The sequence below is a fragment of the Bergeyella zoohelcum ATCC 43767 genome (genome assembly GCF_000301075.1).
Lineage (GTDB): Bacteria > Bacteroidota > Bacteroidia > Flavobacteriales > Weeksellaceae > Bergeyella > Bergeyella zoohelcum.
Genome location: NZ_JH932293.1, coordinates 1,551,819 through 1,570,264, shown reverse-complemented (window position 1 = coordinate 1,570,264; position 18,446 = coordinate 1,551,819). Strand labels below are relative to the sequence as shown.

General features: G+C 30.6%; 20 protein-coding genes and 2 pseudogenes. 10 read left to right on the top strand and 12 right to left on the bottom strand.

What is annotated here, in order from left to right; genetic code table 11:
- From HMPREF9699_RS07265 to HMPREF9699_RS11375, 9 genes and pseudogenes are all read left to right on the top strand, one after another.
- Positions 1–3,228: a T9SS type A sorting domain-containing protein gene (locus HMPREF9699_RS07265; protein WP_002663693.1), complete on the top strand. Its 3,228-nt coding sequence runs from the start codon at positions 1–3 to the stop codon at positions 3,226–3,228.
- Between the two features lie 8 nt (positions 3,229–3,236).
- Positions 3,237–4,592, top strand: coding sequence for a PKD domain-containing protein (locus HMPREF9699_RS07260; RefSeq protein ID WP_002663691.1), 1,356 nt, complete (start codon positions 3,237–3,239; stop codon positions 4,590–4,592).
- Positions 4,593–4,595: 3 nt separating this feature from the next.
- Positions 4,596–6,350, top strand: a complete 1,755-nt coding sequence (locus HMPREF9699_RS07255; RefSeq protein ID WP_002663690.1) for a TonB-dependent receptor — start codon at positions 4,596–4,598, stop codon at positions 6,348–6,350.
- 164 nt (positions 6,351–6,514) lie between these two features.
- Positions 6,515–6,886 (top strand): annotated as a pseudogene (locus HMPREF9699_RS11075) (IS1595 family transposase); the annotation flags it as partial.
- 248 nt (positions 6,887–7,134) lie between these two features.
- On the top strand, positions 7,135–7,533 hold the full coding sequence (locus HMPREF9699_RS07250) for a hypothetical protein (protein ID WP_034985765.1): 399 nt from the start codon (positions 7,135–7,137) through the stop codon (positions 7,531–7,533).
- A gap of 43 nt (positions 7,534–7,576) precedes the next feature.
- The gene (locus tag HMPREF9699_RS07245) at positions 7,577–7,822 is read left to right on the top strand and encodes a hypothetical protein (protein WP_002663688.1); all 246 of its coding nucleotides are present in this window, start codon (positions 7,577–7,579) and stop codon (positions 7,820–7,822) included.
- Positions 7,809–8,666 (top strand): zeta toxin family protein, encoded by an 858-nt coding sequence (locus HMPREF9699_RS07240; RefSeq protein ID WP_002663687.1) that lies wholly within the window; start codon positions 7,809–7,811, stop codon positions 8,664–8,666. The genes HMPREF9699_RS07245 and HMPREF9699_RS07240 overlap by 14 nt, the downstream gene beginning before the upstream one ends.
- Positions 8,667–9,051: 385 nt before the next feature.
- Positions 9,052–9,321, top strand: coding sequence for a hypothetical protein (locus HMPREF9699_RS11380; protein WP_081580587.1), 270 nt, complete (start codon positions 9,052–9,054; stop codon positions 9,319–9,321).
- A 6-nt stretch (positions 9,322–9,327) separates the two neighbouring features.
- A complete protein-coding gene (locus tag HMPREF9699_RS11375; protein WP_081580586.1) occupies positions 9,328–9,618 on the top strand; it encodes a Fic family protein in 291 nt (96 codons plus the stop codon).
- 139 nt (positions 9,619–9,757) lie between these two features.
- On the opposite strand, the gene HMPREF9699_RS10830 is transcribed toward HMPREF9699_RS11375, so the two are convergent.
- From HMPREF9699_RS10830 to HMPREF9699_RS11445, 11 genes and pseudogenes are all read right to left on the bottom strand, one after another.
- Positions 9,758–10,393 (bottom strand): guided entry of tail-anchored proteins factor 1, encoded by a 636-nt coding sequence (locus HMPREF9699_RS10830; protein ID WP_002663680.1) that lies wholly within the window; start codon positions 10,391–10,393, stop codon positions 9,758–9,760.
- Between the two features lie 26 nt (positions 10,394–10,419).
- Positions 10,420–11,322, bottom strand: a complete 903-nt coding sequence (locus HMPREF9699_RS07225; protein ID WP_002663678.1) for a relaxase/mobilization nuclease domain-containing protein — start codon at positions 11,320–11,322, stop codon at positions 10,420–10,422.
- On the bottom strand, positions 11,291–11,764 hold the full coding sequence (locus tag HMPREF9699_RS07220; RefSeq protein ID WP_002663676.1) for a plasmid mobilization protein: 474 nt from the start codon (positions 11,762–11,764) through the stop codon (positions 11,291–11,293). The genes HMPREF9699_RS07225 and HMPREF9699_RS07220 overlap by 32 nt, the downstream gene beginning before the upstream one ends.
- Before the next feature lie 810 nt (positions 11,765–12,574).
- Positions 12,575–12,886 (bottom strand): hypothetical protein, encoded by a 312-nt coding sequence (locus HMPREF9699_RS11455; RefSeq protein ID WP_002663675.1) that lies wholly within the window; start codon positions 12,884–12,886, stop codon positions 12,575–12,577.
- A 152-nt stretch (positions 12,887–13,038) separates the two neighbouring features.
- A complete protein-coding gene (locus HMPREF9699_RS11450) occupies positions 13,039–13,293 on the bottom strand; it encodes a hypothetical protein (RefSeq protein WP_002663673.1) in 255 nt (84 codons plus the stop codon).
- A gap of 78 nt (positions 13,294–13,371) precedes the next feature.
- Positions 13,372–13,602, bottom strand: a pseudogene (locus HMPREF9699_RS11585) (VapE domain-containing protein); the annotation flags it as partial.
- Between the two features lie 49 nt (positions 13,603–13,651).
- Positions 13,652–13,981, bottom strand: coding sequence for a hypothetical protein (locus HMPREF9699_RS07205; RefSeq protein WP_002663669.1), 330 nt, complete (start codon positions 13,979–13,981; stop codon positions 13,652–13,654).
- Entirely contained in the window at positions 13,971–14,273 is a 303-nt protein-coding gene (locus HMPREF9699_RS07200; RefSeq protein ID WP_002663667.1) for a DUF3853 family protein, read from the bottom strand. Before HMPREF9699_RS07200 ends, HMPREF9699_RS07205 begins: the two co-directional genes overlap by 11 nt.
- A gap of 192 nt (positions 14,274–14,465) precedes the next feature.
- Positions 14,466–15,425 carry a hypothetical protein gene (locus HMPREF9699_RS07195; protein WP_002663665.1) on the bottom strand — a complete coding sequence of 320 codons (960 nt, stop codon included), beginning with the start codon at positions 15,423–15,425 and terminating at the stop codon, positions 14,466–14,468.
- On the bottom strand, positions 15,422–16,282 hold the full coding sequence (locus tag HMPREF9699_RS07190) for a site-specific integrase (RefSeq protein ID WP_002663663.1): 861 nt from the start codon (positions 16,280–16,282) through the stop codon (positions 15,422–15,424). Before HMPREF9699_RS07190 ends, HMPREF9699_RS07195 begins: the two co-directional genes overlap by 4 nt.
- Positions 16,279–16,719 carry a hypothetical protein gene (locus HMPREF9699_RS11445; RefSeq protein WP_051008207.1) on the bottom strand — a complete coding sequence of 147 codons (441 nt, stop codon included), beginning with the start codon at positions 16,717–16,719 and terminating at the stop codon, positions 16,279–16,281. Before HMPREF9699_RS11445 ends, HMPREF9699_RS07190 begins: the two co-directional genes overlap by 4 nt.
- 278 nt (positions 16,720–16,997) lie before the next feature.
- Here HMPREF9699_RS11445 and HMPREF9699_RS07180 point away from each other — a divergent pair, with 278 nt between their 5' ends.
- Entirely contained in the window at positions 16,998–17,186 is a 189-nt protein-coding gene (locus HMPREF9699_RS07180; protein ID WP_034985756.1) for a hypothetical protein, read from the top strand.
- A gap of 178 nt (positions 17,187–17,364) precedes the next feature.
- Here the strand turns inward: HMPREF9699_RS07180 and HMPREF9699_RS07175 are convergent, their stop codons facing one another.
- The gene (locus HMPREF9699_RS07175; protein ID WP_002663660.1) at positions 17,365–18,351 is read right to left on the bottom strand and encodes a hypothetical protein; all 987 of its coding nucleotides are present in this window, start codon (positions 18,349–18,351) and stop codon (positions 17,365–17,367) included.
- Between the last annotated feature and the right edge of the window lie 95 nt (positions 18,352–18,446).

The following is an 18,446-nucleotide window of genomic DNA, read 5'->3' as shown; positions in this document are numbered from 1 at the left end:
ATGAAAAAGATATTATTTTTATTGCTCATTATAACCAACGCCTTTCTTTGGGGACAAGGAGGACAGGCGGAATACAAGATTGAGCTATATGGTCTTAATTACAGTGTAAATGAAGGGGTAAAGAACTCTACAACCTCACACGTGCTCATAGAGGTGGTGTATAGCGATAACTCAAAAGAGACGCTCTATTATAGAGACATCGACAGAAAAGGCGATAATGAAAACAACTGGGGAATGAATCCTCCGAGAATCTCTTCGAAATTGCCAATTTCTATTCATACAGAAGGATTCGTAAACTTTAGAACAGGAACAGATGCGGAGTATGACCAGTATGATGCCATCAATATTTGTAATGAGACCAATTATAATGTGGACACCCACACTCCAAGAATGTCTTGGATATCTTTTAAAATGAAGGCAATGCCGATTCATACCTTGGTTTCCCTAACAGATGCAGGAACTCCAAATACTTTTTTACCGAGCGACGACAAGGTAAATCTTTATGCTAAACAAGGTTTTGCTACCAATCTTTATCATTATCAGTATAGTTTAGATAATGTAACTTGGATAGATATTGATCCTGCTCTATCTACCTTAAATAAATTGAGCATTTCAGCGAAAGACCTTTTCGGGGCTAATTATTCCCAATATGTAGGACGAAATATTTATTTCCGTGTTGCTTCATGCTTGTCTAACGGGGTGTATCAGTCAGCATCTTCTCCTGTAGTTTTGACTATTACCCAATCAGCACCACACCTGCCTACAAGTTCCGTGACGCCTACCAAGTGTTTTGACACCACTGATGGAACGGCGACCCTTAATTTCGATAGGACATTACTTGTGGGAGAGACCTTAAAAATTTCATTAGTTAATACTGTAACAGGTGCGGCGGTTCTTAATCAGGATGTAACTACCAATTTACAAACCAGTACCTCTTACACCTTACAAAACCTTCCACCTGGAGTTTATAAACTGGATTTATTGGGAACCTATAAAGGAGAGCCCATTTATACTGATGCTTCGACCCATACGGTTAGTTTTGAAATTACAAAGCCTACGCCTGTCATCTTTGATTCACCCTCTAAAACAGATGTTTTTTGTTTTCAAGGGAATGACGGTATAATTAACCTCACGGCAAGTGGTGGACAAAATCAATTTCAATATTCTGTAACAAAAGACGGACAGTCATTTTTAGATTGGACAAATTTTGATAATGGGAATAATGCTTCTATTCAAGGGTTAAGTGCAGGTACTTATAAAATAAAAGTAAGAGATACCAATTTGTGTATTGCAAAAGAACCTAATAATAGTAGCGTAGAAAAAGAAATTACTGTTACCATTACTCAGCCTTCTGCTCCTATTTCCTTGCCAAATGCAGATATTGAAGTGGTACAGCCTACAGGATACAGTTTAAGTAATGGATATATTTCGGTAAGAGTAACGGGAGGAACGCCTAATGCTGATGGAAGCTATAATTTTGAATGGAGAAAAGATACACCAACTGGTACTATTATTTCTACAGGAATTATTACTGATAATATTAATAATCCTTACACCATAAAATTAGCAAATCTTACAGCTGGAAAATATTACTTAACTGTAAAAGATAAAAATTATACTAGTGCCACTTCGGAATTAAGAAATTGTGGAATTATTTCCCAAGAATTTATTGTTACACAGCCAGATCCTTTGGTCGCTACAATAGAAGTAGAAAAACCAATTTCTTGTAACATTGCTAATAATTATCCATCTAAATTAGATTTAGATAATAACGGCATACCTGATGAAGCTGAAGATGGGAACTTAAAAGCTGTTGTTACAGGAGGTGTAGGAGCATATTCTTATCAGTGGCAAATATTTACTGGAGGTATCTTTCAAAACATACCAGGAGAAACACAACCTATTTTAAATAATCGTTCAGCAGGAATTTATAAAGTTTTGGTACATGATGTGAATAATAACATGACGGATGCAGAGCACACCTTTGTATATCCTCCACAATTAGCTATATCCTTATCGGCTAACACTATTTCGTGTTACAATCAAAGCTCAGGAATGGTCTCTGTAAATACCACAGGAGGCACAGGAAACTACTCTTATGAATGGAGTACTGGTGATACAAATGCTACCGTAACAGGGCTAACGGGAGGAAATTATTTTGTTCTTGTATCAGACTCTAAAAACTGTAAAATTAAAGGAAATGTACAAGTAGAACAACCAGATCAAATTATCATTACCGATATTTCTGTTAAAAATCCTGTTTGTTTTGGGGCAAGCAATGGAGAAATAAAAACTGTTATTTCTGGAGGAAAGGCACCTTATACTATTTTGTGGTCTAATGGAGTAACAGGTACAGAAAATACGGGTATTTCTGCAGGAGATTACACTGTTACTGTTACGGATGTTAACGGATGTAGTTCAACAAAACAATATACCTTGGTAGATCCTGCGCAAAGAAGGGTAGATTTAGGAGCGGATGTAACCTTATGTTTAGGAGATACTAAAACATATAATGTGAAAATTGACGATGATGGAGCCACCTATGAATGGAAAGATCAGAACGGAAATGTGATAGGAACATCATCGGAGATTACTTTATCAACTGTAGGAACATATACTGTGTTGATAACAGATTCTAAAGGATGTATAGCGACAGATTCGGTAACAATTAAAAACTCATTAGAAGTTTTAGACCCTCAGTTTATGTTGGCTACTCATGCCTATTCAGAAGCTACGGTTGTATTAGTTAATACCTCTCCTACTAAACCACAAGCTGTGGAATGGATAATTCCAAATAACAATAATATACAGGTAATTAACAAAACAAATGACTATTTAGAACTAAAGTTTCTTACTACAGGCTCTTATGAAATAGGATTAAAAGGTATCCAAGGAGATTGTGTAAAGACTTTTTATAAAAATGTTGTAGTAGAAGAAAATAACTCTGGAGTTAATTTAACTTCAGCTAAAGCTACAAATATAACAGAATTCAATATTCTTCCAAATCCTAATAATGGTATATTTCAAGTTCTAGTAGGACTAGGTAAGGAAGAATCTATTAAAATAAGAATTTTGGATATGGTTTCTCATGAGGTATTTCCTTCTATAACACAACCTCAAGCGACTTATTTTGTAGTTCCATTTAGTGCTTCAATACCAGCGGGAATGTATTTAGTAATTTTAGAGACTGGTGATGAAGTAATGGTAAAAAGAATGATTGTGAAATAATAAAATTTATGAAAAATACATATAAAATATATTGCCTTTTGTTTTTCCTTGCTATTTTTGTTTTTGGATTACAATCTTGTGCAAGAGAAGAAGGTATCCCCGTAACGGCAGATTTTACAATAAAAGTGGTTGATGAAGACTATTCTGTTCCTGTAAAGGTAGAAATAGTCAATAAGTCAAAAGGAGCAGAAACCTATGAATGGGAGTTTGAAGGAGCTACGGTTACCAGTTCTACAGAAAAATCTCCGAAACCTATAGTTTATACAGAAGCTGGGACATATAAAATAAAATTAACAGCATCTAATAAAGATGGCAATAAGGATGAGAAAGAAATAGAGATAAAGGTAGATGCAGCAATGAAAGTTGATTTTGATTGGCTCATGCAAGGTAGCGATATCTCTCCAGTAACATTACAAATGATAGATAAATCGGAGGGAGCTACTCAATATTTATGGGAGTTTGAAGGAGGATTACCCTCAACCTCCAATGCCCCAAAACCTAGTGTAACTTTTACTTCAGAAGGAGAACATACTATTAAACTAACTATTTCCAACGGAAAAGAAACCTATTCTACGCAAAAGAAGGTAGCGGTAAAACCTGCCATGACTATTGATTTTAATTGGAGTGTAGAATCTATTGATAGTGATTATGAGGCACCAGTACTATTGCATCTTAATAATCTGTCAACCAATGCAACTTCCTATGAATGGAGTATTGTAGGAGCTACTCCATCTTTATCTACTGAAATAAATCCTAGTATTAATTTTACTAATGCTGGTACTTATACTATTATCTTGAAAGCTATAAATGATAAAGAAACAAAAGTTATAGAAAAACAGATTATAATACATCCTAACACCAACTTGTTGTCTTTTAGTGATGTAAAATTGGGTATTAATAGTGCTCATACTACTATTGGATGTTTTTTCTCTTCATACTTAGGTAAAGTAATTAAACAGGGAGAAATCAATTCTATTGATGGTTCCAAAGTAGACTTCGGATTTTTTGGATTAAACTCTACATTTTCTTACAATCAATTTATATCACCAGATGAAGTTCAAAATACCGTATTTTCCTCTATTCCAAACGCAATACATACGAAGGTAATTAATTCTCAAGAATTAGTAGGAATACAATTAACTAACGCTGGCTTTAATTCTATTAATTCAGGGAGTGATTTTAACTCAATTAATATTAATGAAACCAACGCGGGAAAATCACCATTTAATAATACAAATGTACCTAGGATAGTTTTATTTAAAACAAATGATGGTAGAAAAGGAGCTATAAGAATAAAAAGTTTTACAGCGAATGGTACAAGCTCATATATAATAGTTGATATTAAAGTTCAAAAACAGCCTTAGTTTATGAAAATGTCATATTTAAGTAAGTTATTAATCTTGTTTTTAGTATTATTTTTTGTAACAAGCTACTCCCAAGAAGTTGATTTAGAAAATATCGGAAAAAGAACAAGAGAGGAACTCAAAAAGAATCCATTTAAAATTAGTGGTGGTATTTCTGCTAATTCTGTATTTTACAATTCAAATGTATATAGTGGTAGAGAACCATTCACTTATTTTCTAAATGGAAATCTCAATCTTGGGTTGTACAGGTGGACTATGCCTATTTCATATAGTTTTACCAATCAAGGCAGCAATTTGGGCTATCAAGTCCCTTTTAAATTTAATAGATTAAGTATTGCTCCAAAATATAAATGGATTAAAGCTTATATCGGAGATGCTAACATGACTTTTTCTCCATATACCTATAACGGATTATTGTTTACTGGTGCGGGATTAGAATTAACTCCAAAGACACCACTAAAGGTAGCTCTAATGGCAGGAAGATTAAATAAAGCAGTAGAAGATGATGGAAATTCTAATACCATACCTGCATACAAAAGAATGGGATATGGAGCTAATCTCAGATGGGAAAAAGATAAGTATAAATTAGGAGTAATAGGTTTTTATGCTAAAGACGAGCTTAATTCATTAAAAAATACTTTAGATTCAAAAAATATTTTTCCTCAAGAAAATTTGGTATTATCAGTATCGGGAGCCTTTAAACTAAGAAATAATCTTGAAGTATATGGAGAATATGCTAATACAGCTATAATAAATGACTTGAGAGCAAGTTCTAATGATGTTATTAGAAAAGGGTTCGCTTCAAGATTGATTTCAGCAAACTCTTCTATGGAAAGTTATTCAGCATATAACACTGGTGTTAATCTGAATCTAAAAAAAGGAATGATAGGTGTGAGGTATGAAAGGATAGATCCTGACTATAGAACACTTGGAGCATATTACTTTAATAATGACCTTGAAAATATTACTTTTAATTCTTCGTTTGCACTATTAAAAGACAGATTATCTCTTTCTACTAATATAGGACGACAAAGGGATAATTTGGATAGTAGAAAGGCTAAGCAGACAAGTCGTTGGGTAGGAGCGTTTAATGCTAGCTTAAAAGCATCAGAAAAACTAATGATTACAGTGAGCTATTCTAATTTTACTATGTTTACTAGTAAGCAATTGAATCAGTTTAATACAATCAATAATAATCCTCTGATTATTCAACAACCGAAAGATTCCATCGATTATAAACAAATATCTCAAAATACTAATATCAATGTAAATTATATTTTGTCAAGTAGTAAAGAAAAAGTTCAAAATATTAATTTTAATTATTCATTAAATGATATGGTTAACAGAGAGAATGGTATAGTTAGAAAAGGAGGATTGTCAAGGTTTCATAATACTAATCTAAACTATAACCTAAGCTTTCCCGAAAAAAAACTAAGTGTAGCAACCTCTTTTAACTTTACTCATACTTATGCTACTTCTCAAATTTCTACGATTTGGGGACCTGGAGTCACTCTTACTAAATCATTTTTAAAAGAAGAAAAATTGAAAACTAGCTTTGGAGCATCATACAACCATTCTGGAAGTGCCACGGCAAATATCAATGTGACTAATATACGTTTAGAAGCAAATTATATCCCATGGAAACAGCATAACTTTAATTTCAATTTTATTCAAATGTTTAGAAATACAGATCAAAAAATTGAACACCCTAATCTTAACGAAACAACTTGTACAGTAGGTTATAACTATAATTTTTAGATATATATATCAGAATTTTATAAAAAATGTGCTCGTAAAATAGGAGCCCCCTTTTGATGGTTATCTAGTGTTTTGTGAAGGATGATATGATGTTTGTATTTAATATTCACTATTTGAACAAAAAGTTATAAATCAAATAAATATGTTTATAAAGTAAAAAAATAATGAAGTGTTTTTGTAGCGATATTGGCGCAACGAAAACAGTGGAAATTTTATAGTTCAATAGAAATACTATCAATCGATATTTTAGGCTTTTTCGGAGGTAATTTTTGAAAAATAATAAGAATATTTAAGTTTTTTTTGGAGAAGTTGAGTTAGATGAGGCTCATTTTAGAGTGAGGCGATTACGAATGATTAATATGCCACAAAAGCGAGGAAGAGGAACTTGGGAACAACCTGTTTTTGGAGTTTTTGAAAGAAAAGGCAGAGTTTAAGTTTATACCGAACTGATTCTAAATGCAAAAAGAGAACCCTTAAGAAAAATTATTCGAGGAAAGGTTTCACTGGAAAGTATTTTGTTTACATATGGATGGAGAAAAGAGCCAAAAGAAATGGGAAAAGAATTATGGAAACTACTAAAAAATATGGATAACTTTTGGTCAATACAGGGCTAAAACCTTGGTGATTATTTGCCTTGTATGCCAGCTCTAATACAATGGAAGGATTCTTCGCTTTGAGATAGAAGGCAAAAAAGGATTATTGGATAGTTCTAGTTCTTGTTCCGTTGTCGGTACAATATCCGTCTCCAAATCAGCCCAAAATTTTGTAGAAAATTAAGTTATTTTTGAATGTCCAATCAGAGGAAATAAGAGGAAGAAATCTATATGTTAACCCTGATAAGTATCTATCTCAAATTTTTCGAACATCTAAGTTTACTCTAGTATTAAAAAGTCTTATCAATGGTTATGATTGGTTTTATAATTCATATGAAAAAGCTCTAATGTCTATACATTTCAATAAACATACAGCTGAGAAAATAGAGAATATAATAGAACGGGTAATAAAAGAAGAACTACCTAAGATGAAAGATGAATTGACGGAACAATACAGAAAAGATAAAGAAAATAGAGCTAAGCCAAATGAAAATTTAAACTTCGTTCAAGAACGAGCTGGAGAAAATAAAACATTTTTCAAATTAGTTCAAGCAGAAAAAATAGAGATAGTGAATACATTTAAAAGATAATTATCATTTATTTCGTATATTTGTATATCAAAAGATAAATAGTATGGAATATCCTATCAGTTTAGACACAGCACTTTCCATTGTAGGAGAATTGAAAGTAAATGCTATAAAAGAAAAAAAGGTAGCAACCGATTCCGAAGAAATAAAATATCTTGATAGCAAGATTAGTATGTATCTAAATGAAGAAAGAATTTTGTACGGAATAGATGAATTATTAAAATTATCAATAATAGATAAAATAATAAATTATTATAGTCCTCTAGTTAAAAAAATCAATGGGGGAGCATAGTATTAAAGATGTTTATAGTTTTGAAAAACAGGAACTTTTAAAAAACTTAGAGCCACAGGATAAACCTTTGGCTTTTATTTTGGGAGGACAACCTGCATCGGGTAAAAGTAATTTAGCCAATACGATAATTCGGCAAAACCCCGATAAAAGATTTTTATTTGTCAATGGAGATATTTATAGAAGTTTTCACCCACACGCAAAGGACTTGATAAAAGACCCTCGTACTTATTCCGAGAAAACACAAATTTTCTCTAATTTTTTCACAGAAGAGCTAATAAAAGAAGCGGTAAAGAATAGGTATAACATCATCGTAGAAGGAACAATGAGAAATCCAAAAGTTCCTCTGGATACTGCTAAAATGTTCAAAGAAAACGGTTTCTATGTAGAAGCATTGGCTATTTCTGCACCTGCTATTTTTACTGAAATAGGCTTATATACAAGATATCAAGAAGAAATTAATTTTCAAGGAGTAGGAAGATTGGCTGACATAAAATCTCATCACTCTGCAGTAGATGGTGTGTTAAATTCTTTAGATGCACTATACAATAAAAAAGTGGTAGATAAAATTCAAATATATTCATACCAAGGCAAAAGTCACATTATTACTTTTGAGCAAAAAAATGAGCAATGGAACTTTGATGTTCTGCCTTCTGAAGAAATGATTTATTCTCGAGATAAACAATTAAAAGACAAAGAAATGATTGAGAGAATTATCCTGAGAGGAGAGAAGATGTTGGAAAGTATGAATGGTGAAATAAAAAATAATCTCATTGATTTACTTAACGAATTAGAAAAACACTTGATAAATTTAGAACAAAATTACCCAAGAGGCTTCAAGAGATAAAAAAATACTCTGCAATAGCGTTTAATATTTTAATGGCAAAAAATAGAATCTCTAAATTAGCTAAGCAAAATGAGAATTTAAACTTCGTTCAAGAACGGGCTGAAGAAAATAAAACATTCTTTAAACGTGTATTTACAGAAGAAAAAATCTTTCAAAAGTTTTAAAGTACAAGTAGAAAATATATTCTTACTTTTGAGTTATGGAAAAGGTGATAGAGTGATATAAAGAACTGAGAATAGAATACAATAGTAGTATTGTAGAAGCTTTTAATCCTCAAGATTTTGAGAATTATATAGGTGATATCTTTATAACTCACAGTTGTAGAATCGAGGGAAATTCTTTTTCTGCAAATGACACTAGAGCATTTCGAGAACAAGGCATAGGTTTGAAATTAAATAATAAATCAATTCTGGAGGCTTTTGAAATTCTAGACCATTTCAATGCTAACAAATATGCAATGAGTAATTTAGATCAGCCATTAACTGAGTATTTTGTAAAAAAACTACACTATTATCTTACCGAAAATACAATCAACTTTACAAAAGGAACTCCGCTTGGAGAATACACAAAGTTTGATATGGCAGTGAGTGAAACTATGTTTGGAGACCATAAGAGAAATATAGCTCAAATGTCTAAATTATTGGAATCAACCTAGAGAACTTTGGATGAAAATAAAGTACACCCTGTAGTTCTAAGTGCAATGTTTCATAAGTTTTTTATTTACCTTCATCCTTTTCACGATGGGAATGGTCGTTTAGGTAGAATTTTATCTAACTTTATTTTAGCTAAAAAAGGGCACCCTCTTATTATTATTACCGATGACAAAAAGGAAAAGTATGTAGAAGCCTTGATAGCTTCACATAAGCATAAAGACACCTCTCCTATTATAAGTTTCTTTTTTAATACAATGATGGAACGAATGAAAAATGAAATTACAGGAAAAAAAACTTAGCCCAGAATTTTCTTATGAGGTTTAAAGAAGAAGAACCTAAAGGTAAACTGTACTAGCCACTACTTAACCTGACAGTTAGATGTTACAAGTAACTGTCAAGTCAAGTTTTGACTAATTCAAATTATATACACTCCAAAAATCACCTCGCTTCGTATCCATCCTTAAATTTCAAGAATTTTTCAGCATCTTTCGGGTTTTTCTTCATCCACTTGTTAATAAGTTCGGTATTATATTGAAGTTGCTCAACATCTTTTTGATTATAAATTTCTTTCTTGTCATTCTTAATTTCTTGGAGTAATTCCGTCCTGATTTCCATTTTAGTTTGGATGCTCGTATCATACCATTGTTTTGAAAAATAAAAACACAGAAACACTAACAATACAGATAACGCGAATATTGATAATGTAAATAACATCAGCTTTTTACCATAGTTCTTATTTTTATTAGTCTTCTTCAGTTCTTTGTAAAGTTCATCTATTTTCGTAAAGGATTGTCTGGACAAATGAGTTTCGATACTTCCAGGCATTGTTTCTATGAGTTGTCTGAAATGCTCAAAAAAATTGTCTTTTATTACTTCCAATAATTTGATATTATCGTTGGCTACTCTTATAGTGTATTCTAATTTGTCAACAGTATTGTTGAGAGCATCAATCTTTCTATTTAGTCTTATTCCCATTTCTACATTTTCTTCATTTGATTGAATAACTTTTTTCAATAACTCTAAGCCATCGTCTAGGTTTGGACTTGAGGTTTGTTCATTGTTTGTATTTTGCATTATTTTTAATTTACAATGATGGGGCTTTATTTTCTTCTCTTTTTCTTTTTAAACCAATCCTCTTCTGGAGATATAATCGTTGGAGAAAGAAATTCTTTAACCGTATCTTCGACTGTTTGAAATACCGATTTTTCAGATTTCCAACTCGCCTTTGTGGTTTGATTTAGATTTGTTTTTACATTGTAATAACTTTCTAAATTTCGATTAAGAATTTCCTTGATATTTTTAATTTTAAGATCATTTGTTATCTCTGAAAGTTTATATCCTGCTGGATACTCTTTTGGGGTTTCGGTATTAATATCGGAATGTTTTACAATACGCATTCCTGATACTCCCACTTTCTTATTTTCTGATAAATTGACTCTATAGGCTTTCTGATTCATTAGTTCTTTCAATTCATTAAAAGATTTTGCAGTTTTTAAAACCTCTCTCAAATCTTTTAGCATTTGAGCTTTCTTTTCCTTTCCAATTTCCACATCGGTTTTCAATTTCATTTCTTTACAAACTTCCCTTACTGCTTTTCCAAAGCGTTCACCGATTTTGTGAGCTTCAATAGTATTAATACCACTTGTGTTGATACGATTTACGACAAAATGGATATGTTTATGCTTCGTAGAGTTATGAATATCTAATCTTATCTGATTATCATCTGTAACTCCCACTTTCTTTAAGGCATTTAAAGTAAGTTCAATGAGTTTTTTATTGGATATTTCGTTGTCTTTGGTTCTTTCGGGAGAGATATAACCCGTCAATGCCCAATTCTTAATTTTAAAATGTCTTTCAGAAATAGCTCTCATTTCTTGGAATTGAAGTTCTGGATTGTCAGACAATAGGTTGTGGGAATACACCATTTCTGCAGTGCCTTTATCATTTCCATTATACTCAATAGCAATTTTACTAATCCTTCTTGTGGTTGCTGAGTTGTTCATTTTCAATAATTTTCCGATAAAGACATTCTCTGATTAATTGAGTAACCGTTTGAATTTCATTCAGAATTTTTTTCTTATTTTCAAACTCATTCCACTCTCTGTTTCTAAGTAAATTGGAGATTCTAATAAAGTGATTGCCATATTGGAGTAAGACTTCATCAGTTTTAAACTCATTGATTTTAAGTTCTTGTTCAGTTAAAACTAATCTTGCGTATTTGGAAAGTTTGAGATTAAGTTTTTCTGCTTTTACTTTAATTCTAAGATATTCTTTCTCGGTTACTTTTGTAGAAATAATCTTTGAAAAAAGAGCTGATTTCTTCTTTGCCAATCCACCTTTTCTTCCAATGCTCTGGAAATGTTTTTTTCTTTTTTCTAGAGCAATAATCTTCTCTTTCTCTTCTTTGGCTTTAACAATAAATTGGGTTAAAAAGTCTTGTTTCATCTGATGTCATTTTAGATTGTTTTTTTTATGTTTATTAAATTTCAGTTTGGTTTGTTTAATTTTTTTGGTGATATTCAATCGTGATTTGAATTTTGATTTTATATTTTTTAAACTCCTATTCTTATATTCTGTTTCGACGATAGGAGAAACCAAAAAGTGGAAAGTTACCATTTGAGTATGCTTATGGTAAACTTTGCGTACTTTTTGCACTAAAACTAAGCATAAAATTTCCAGTCACATTTTACAAGTCCTTTTCCCTTTAATACAAAATCTGTATTTCTTGTTTTTTCGAAATGAGATAGTCATTCAAATCTTTAAAATATTTGTAATGTTTTCTTTGGTCGATAACATTTAAATGGAGTGTGTTTAATTTTTCTACGAGCAAATCTCCCGCTTTATCTACAACTCAATTCTTTGATAATTTTCCAGTAAATGTTCAATTTTAACTACCATTGAAACGGAATTTAAAATGATATAATCGGAGGTTTCTGATGAGAAATTTTGGACATCTTTTTTGAGAGTGAGATAGGACAAATAATCGCTGAAGCCTTCAAAGATTTTTAGAATTTCAGAGTCGTTTTTTATGGTGGTAATATCTTTTTTACCCAAGGCTATCTTCAGATATTTGTTCCTAATTTCGCAACCTCCAGAATCGTTTTTGAATGCAATTGCAAAGTAAGTTTTATCTTCAATTTGATAATGAACTTCTTTTAGTTCTGATTTTTGATTTTCCAGATTTCTTTCTTTCGAATACTCTAAAAGTGCTGGATGCGAAATGTCCTTTATTTCTATAATTTGATAAGTTTTGCTTTACTGTTTACCGTTGATTAAATCTTCTTTTTGTTTTTGAAAAGAAAAAGCAAATCGCTTGAGAGATTCAAGGGCATCAGAAACACTGCATTGTTTGAGATCTTGAATAATGGACACGACATCGTATTGTTTTCCTGTACCGAAATCAAAAGCAATATTCTTTACATAATTAACCAAAAGGCTTGGCGTTCGTTCTTGTTGGTTGATGGCATAATAATAAGCGGTTTTCGGATGTTCTTTGCTTGGGAAGAGAGAGAAACTCTCCAGTACTTCCTTTATACTGATATTTTCGTTCGCTTGTCTGTAATTCATTTTTTTTGTTTAGTTGTTGATTTAATTTTTGAAATGTTATTTTTTAGCTTACCTATCTACCTTCTTACCTAAAATTGATAAGCAGTTTCAGGATAGAATAATATTTAGGTAACTTGGTAAGCAGGTAAGCTATTTTTGCGTTTTTGAAAATTTTATATTTTCCGTTTGATTAAATAGCCATAAACTTGAAGTTTTGGATGTTTGATTCTTTCGTATTTTAATTTTGTGAGTGCTTTTCCCACTTTCATGTGATTGAGTTGTGTTCCTAAAGCGTGATTCATCGCAAATACAATATCGGAAGCTGTAAGAAAATCTGTTAGATTTTGGGATTTTTCAAAATGTTTGATAATCACTTCTTGTTCTGGGCTAATATTGAAATATCTTTCATTTCGAAGTTCATTTTCCAAAATATCATTCTGGCTAAACTCTTCTTTGAAATCCTCTCTTTTATAGGTGTTGTAGTATACTTGAGACCAAAATTTGTCAATATTTATAACTTTACTATAACCGAAATCAATATTTTTAATTTCAAAAACAATCCATCTTACACTTCCTGTTTCATCAGTTAGGAAATCACATTTATTGGTTGATCCTAAAAAAGAACAGATTCGGCGTTGAGTTTCTGCTTTTCGTGCATAAGGAAGCCTAACTTTAACATTGGTTGCTGAAAAAAGCGATTTTAGACTATTAATATCTGATTTAGATAATACCGCCAGTTCATCAGCGTTAATGATGAAATTTTTTGTGATAGCAATTTGTCCATCTTTAGTTTGTCAATTCTTTGATATAATCATTCCCGTCCCAATCTTCCAATTTTTCAAAATATTCCTTGATTGGATTGTAAGATTTAATAAAATCGCTTCTTATTAAAATTTCTAATTTCTGTGGTGTAATCTTAATACTCGCACGAGTTAGTTCAATAAGTAATGAATTAAGATTTAGTACGCTCCAATCATTGGATTCTTTAAGTTTAATTTCATAGTCTAACGAAATGGTATTAAACCTTAAATTATATTTATTATTGATGTATTCAAGCGTTTTGTCGAAAACAGTATTGGTTCCTTTTTCTATGTGATATAATTGGTTATTTTTCATTTTCATTATTTTTAAATAATTTCAAGGCTTTTTCTGTATCGATAACAATCGTTCTATTTCTCTGAGAAATAGCATCATCTATTACTCCACTTTTCTTTATTCTATTAGCTGTTGCAATTGAGCAATCGAAGAGATTTGCAATTCCTCGTATTCCATACACGAGTTTTGTTTCCTTAGTATTAACTGATGAATTTTTATTATTATTCACCTTGATTTCTTGTTTATTGAGAAACAAAAACTCTTCACCCGTCATCTGCCATATAGGCTTGTTTAATAATTCTTCTTTATTCATTTTTTTTGTTTTGTTGATGCAAAATTGTGGCAAAATTGAAATTCATAAAAATTCAAATAAAAAAAATCAACATAATTAATATGTTGATTTTTAAACGCTTGAGAAAATAATTTGTAAAAATGAAGTTCAGATAGATTCATAGAATCTATTTCATCATATTTTTACAGGTTTTTGATATTTAACAAGTATAATTTAGTTTAAAAGTACAGCCTGTCCTTTTAAGATTATATCATCTATTTCTTTATGTATTTCTGATTTATTATCATCAGATGGATTAATTTTCTTTTCATAATCTTTTATATCAAAATGGTGAATCATTATTTTTTTCCAATTTTCAGATGATTCTTTTTTTATAAAAGTTGCACCAATTTTATTTATGGAATATGCAATATATTTATCCGTGCCTTTATTCTTTTCAAGGCACATAATTTCTTTACCTGCCATTTGATTAGCAAAATCCAAGAAATTGATGTATTTTACCAACTCTAATTTTACAAAAATTTTATATAAATCATTTATTGCTTCTAAATTTATAAAAATTTCTCCTGTATAGTTTTCAAAAAATTTAAGCTCTAAAAGCTGTATTTCTAAATCCGTTAACCGTTCTATGATAGAGTTTACATTAAATTTCAATAGATAAAACAAGCTTTTTTCTTTATCTTTCCAATCATCATAGAATTCTTTACTTTTTATCTTCTCTTCTTTGTATTCCTGCTTAGCAAAGGAATGCTTATTTCTTAAATTTATCATTTCAAAAGATGAATCATCATATCTCATACACCATGATTCTAATCTCCCATTCAATTCAAGGTAATTGTTACTTTTTGGAAGTAATATATTTTTGTAATGGTAGTTGTAATTATGCTTTTGTAAACTACACATGCCATCAATAATTTCATAAATCTTTTTAGAGTCTAAATCATATCTTTCATCGGAAAGTGTAGTTTTAAGTCTATGTATTACTGCTAAATAATTTTTATAAATTAAATTTGGACGAATGTGCTCAAACAATTCGCTAAACTCCATACATTCTATTGAAAATGGGAAGTTTAAAAGTTCATCTATTAGCTCTTTTGTTAATTCCTTCTGTTCATTCTTTTTTAATTTTCCTTCAAGATTTAACAATAAATCAAAATGTTCTGTTAGTTTCATAAAATATTAAGTTTTTGCATTTGAATTTCGCGAGTTGTATCGACAACATCTATATAAGGCTTCATAGATTGGTAATCTGAATGCCCTGTCCATTTCATAATAACTTGTATAGGGATACCTTTTGAAATACATAAACAAATAAATGTTCTTCTTCCTATATGAGAAGAAAAATATTCATATTTGGGTTTAGATTCGTCATTTCGCTTATTACCAATAAAATAAGTATGATTAATTGGTACGTCAATTCCAGCTAGTTTTCCCAGCTCCTTTAAATATTCATTCATTTTTTGGTTTGAAATAACAGGTAATGCTTTATCTCCATCCAAATTTTCATATTTCTCTAAAATACTTTTTGAAATATCATTAAGCTCAATCACGATAGAATCAGATGTTTTTTTAGTAACAATATATAGTTTTCCATTTTTAACATCAGCTTTTTTAAGCTTTTCAACATCAGAATGTCTCAATCCCGTAAAGCAGGTAAATAATAAAACATCTCTTACTCTTTCTAAATATTTTTTTGTAGTGGGTATATTATATTTTCTAATAGCATTTATTTCTTCTTCAGACAGAAAGATAATGACTTTATTTGTCGTTTTTATTTTAGGTGAAAATTGCTGAAAGTAAAGATTATCACAGTAGCCGAATTTCACAGCAAATCTTAAAAACCACTTTATATTTTTCAAATATTTTTTTGTGGTAACATTATTTAGTTTCAATGTATTTGAAAAGTAAGAAAGTAGTTTGGGAAGTCCTTCTGAATTAAAATCTTCAAATGTTAAGTTTTCATTGAAAGATAAAAGGTGATTTTTTAATGCATTAAATTTCTTGTGAGTATCTAAAGTCCAATTATTCACTTTCCCAGAATAATCTGTAAAATGATCATATACTTCAAAGAAAGATTTTTCTGGTATTTCTTCTGTTGGAATAACTGTTTTTTCTTTTTATTTCCCCTATCTTTACACTGAGTAAAGTATTCTTTCAACTCTAATTTATCTGGAATATTATTCTCAACTTGACATTTAATAAAGAAAGTTTGAATATCATTTATAAGATTACTCAAGTTAGTATTAATTTCTTCTGCTGTTAGACCGTTTGGATTTGTTTTTCCATTCTTAACCAATGATTTGTTTTCATTCCAATCTTTTCTGTCAATTCTAAAACCAGAGAATAAATTGATTCGGTTTGAGTTATATGTAACTCGAAAAAAAATTGGCACATTTTCATCAATTAAAATACCATCTTTTTTTCTTTTTTCAAGCTCTATATTTATCTTTCTTTTGATATTAATCACATTATAAATTTTACAGCCAAATTTACAGCCATTTTTTATGATACACAAATGATATTTTGAAATATTATAAAATTCAATCCAATAATAAAATATTGATTTTTATATATTTTTAAATTTAATGATATTCTAAGGTATATAAGGTTAAAATCCCTGTGAGTCTACAAACCGCCCTAAAATAAGGGCGGTTTTCTTTTTTATACCCCCGAAAATACCCCAAAAACTATAATTCCAAATTTATTTTAGTACAAATAATAAAAAATCCCCAATTCCATGAGCAAATGAAAGGCAAAAAAGATTATTATTTCAGCTCATTAGCTGCAATGTTTGAACATTTTTTGCCCGAAGAAATAGGCATATCCCTGCAAACACTCTATAATGCAAAGATAGAATTTGGTAGCGACTTTAAAACTAAAAACGCTATTATCCGCAAAGAGAAATTGATTAGAAAGAATAAAGAGAATTTGTAGAACATTTATATTTTTATTTTTTATATCTTTGCGAAGCAGATGTACAATATCTGTATGACGGAGAGGTGGACATAAAGGTAGTGATACCCTGAAAATCTCGGTCGCAACCGATTAAATTCGTGAAAATATACCGCCACGGCTAGTATATTTATTAAAGGGGGCTACTATGTAGAACCCTTTATTTTTTTCTTCCCCATTCTTTCTTAAAGTCCTTAATAAAGTTCCTACTACCTACTTTTCTATTCGTTACTGATATTAGTCTTGATTTCTTAAACAAAACCACTTCTTTTACACTATTATTATTCTCAAAAAACCATTTAATATTATCAGCTATATCTCTTCCGTTGTCAATCCCTACAATATCCAAAATCACCCTATCAGACTGCGTGGATGCTTCTATAAGCCTTTGCTTGATAGTAGATTGTCCATTGATAGTTTTAGCTTCAAAGTAGAACAACTTACCACTTTTGGTAGCAATGAAATCTGCACTCTTTACCCCTGAAACATTCGGCAAAAGATAGACATCATACTTGTTTTGAAGTAATTTTTGAGCAATCACAATATTTTTAGGCATTTCTTTTTGTTTCAAAATCTCATCATATTGCTTAATGTTAAAGCCATATATCGTGTTTTTATTATTTGATAAGTTTCTAATTGGCTTAAAATCTCTCATTTGCGTAATTTCTTTAAGAATAGAAACCTTTTGAAAATTATCTTTTTGCTGATTGATAAGTTTTATTGCGTTGGCTATCAATCCACCTGTAATATCAGAAAAAAATACTGGCGGTTGTTTCTTATTTGCGAGGTGTTTATAATTTTTTATTTTCGGCTTGATTTCACTTCCTCCACCTTTCTCCATTAAATACTTCTCATTATTCTGAATAAAAAACGGCTTTACTTTCGCTCTTTCTATTTTGTCTTTATTGTCTCTTACCCAATTCCTAAAACTTTCTTTGGGGAGTAATATACGCTCTGGAGATTCTGGAATAGGCTGTCCCAAAATTAGCCTTTCATTATCCTCATCCATCTGCTCCCAGCTTTTTAGAATAGGAATAGTGGTGCAACGGCAGTGAGGATGCCAACCCCAGAATTTAAAATCCTTAGGATATTTCCCCGCCATTTCTGCACAGAATGGGCAATGATTAGAGCTAATAAGTCTATACATTAAATATTCTGATTAGATTTCAAACAACATCCAGTCTCTCAAACATTTTAATCTCTAATTTCTAGCTTATTCATCGTGTATAAAAAAAGCTGCCC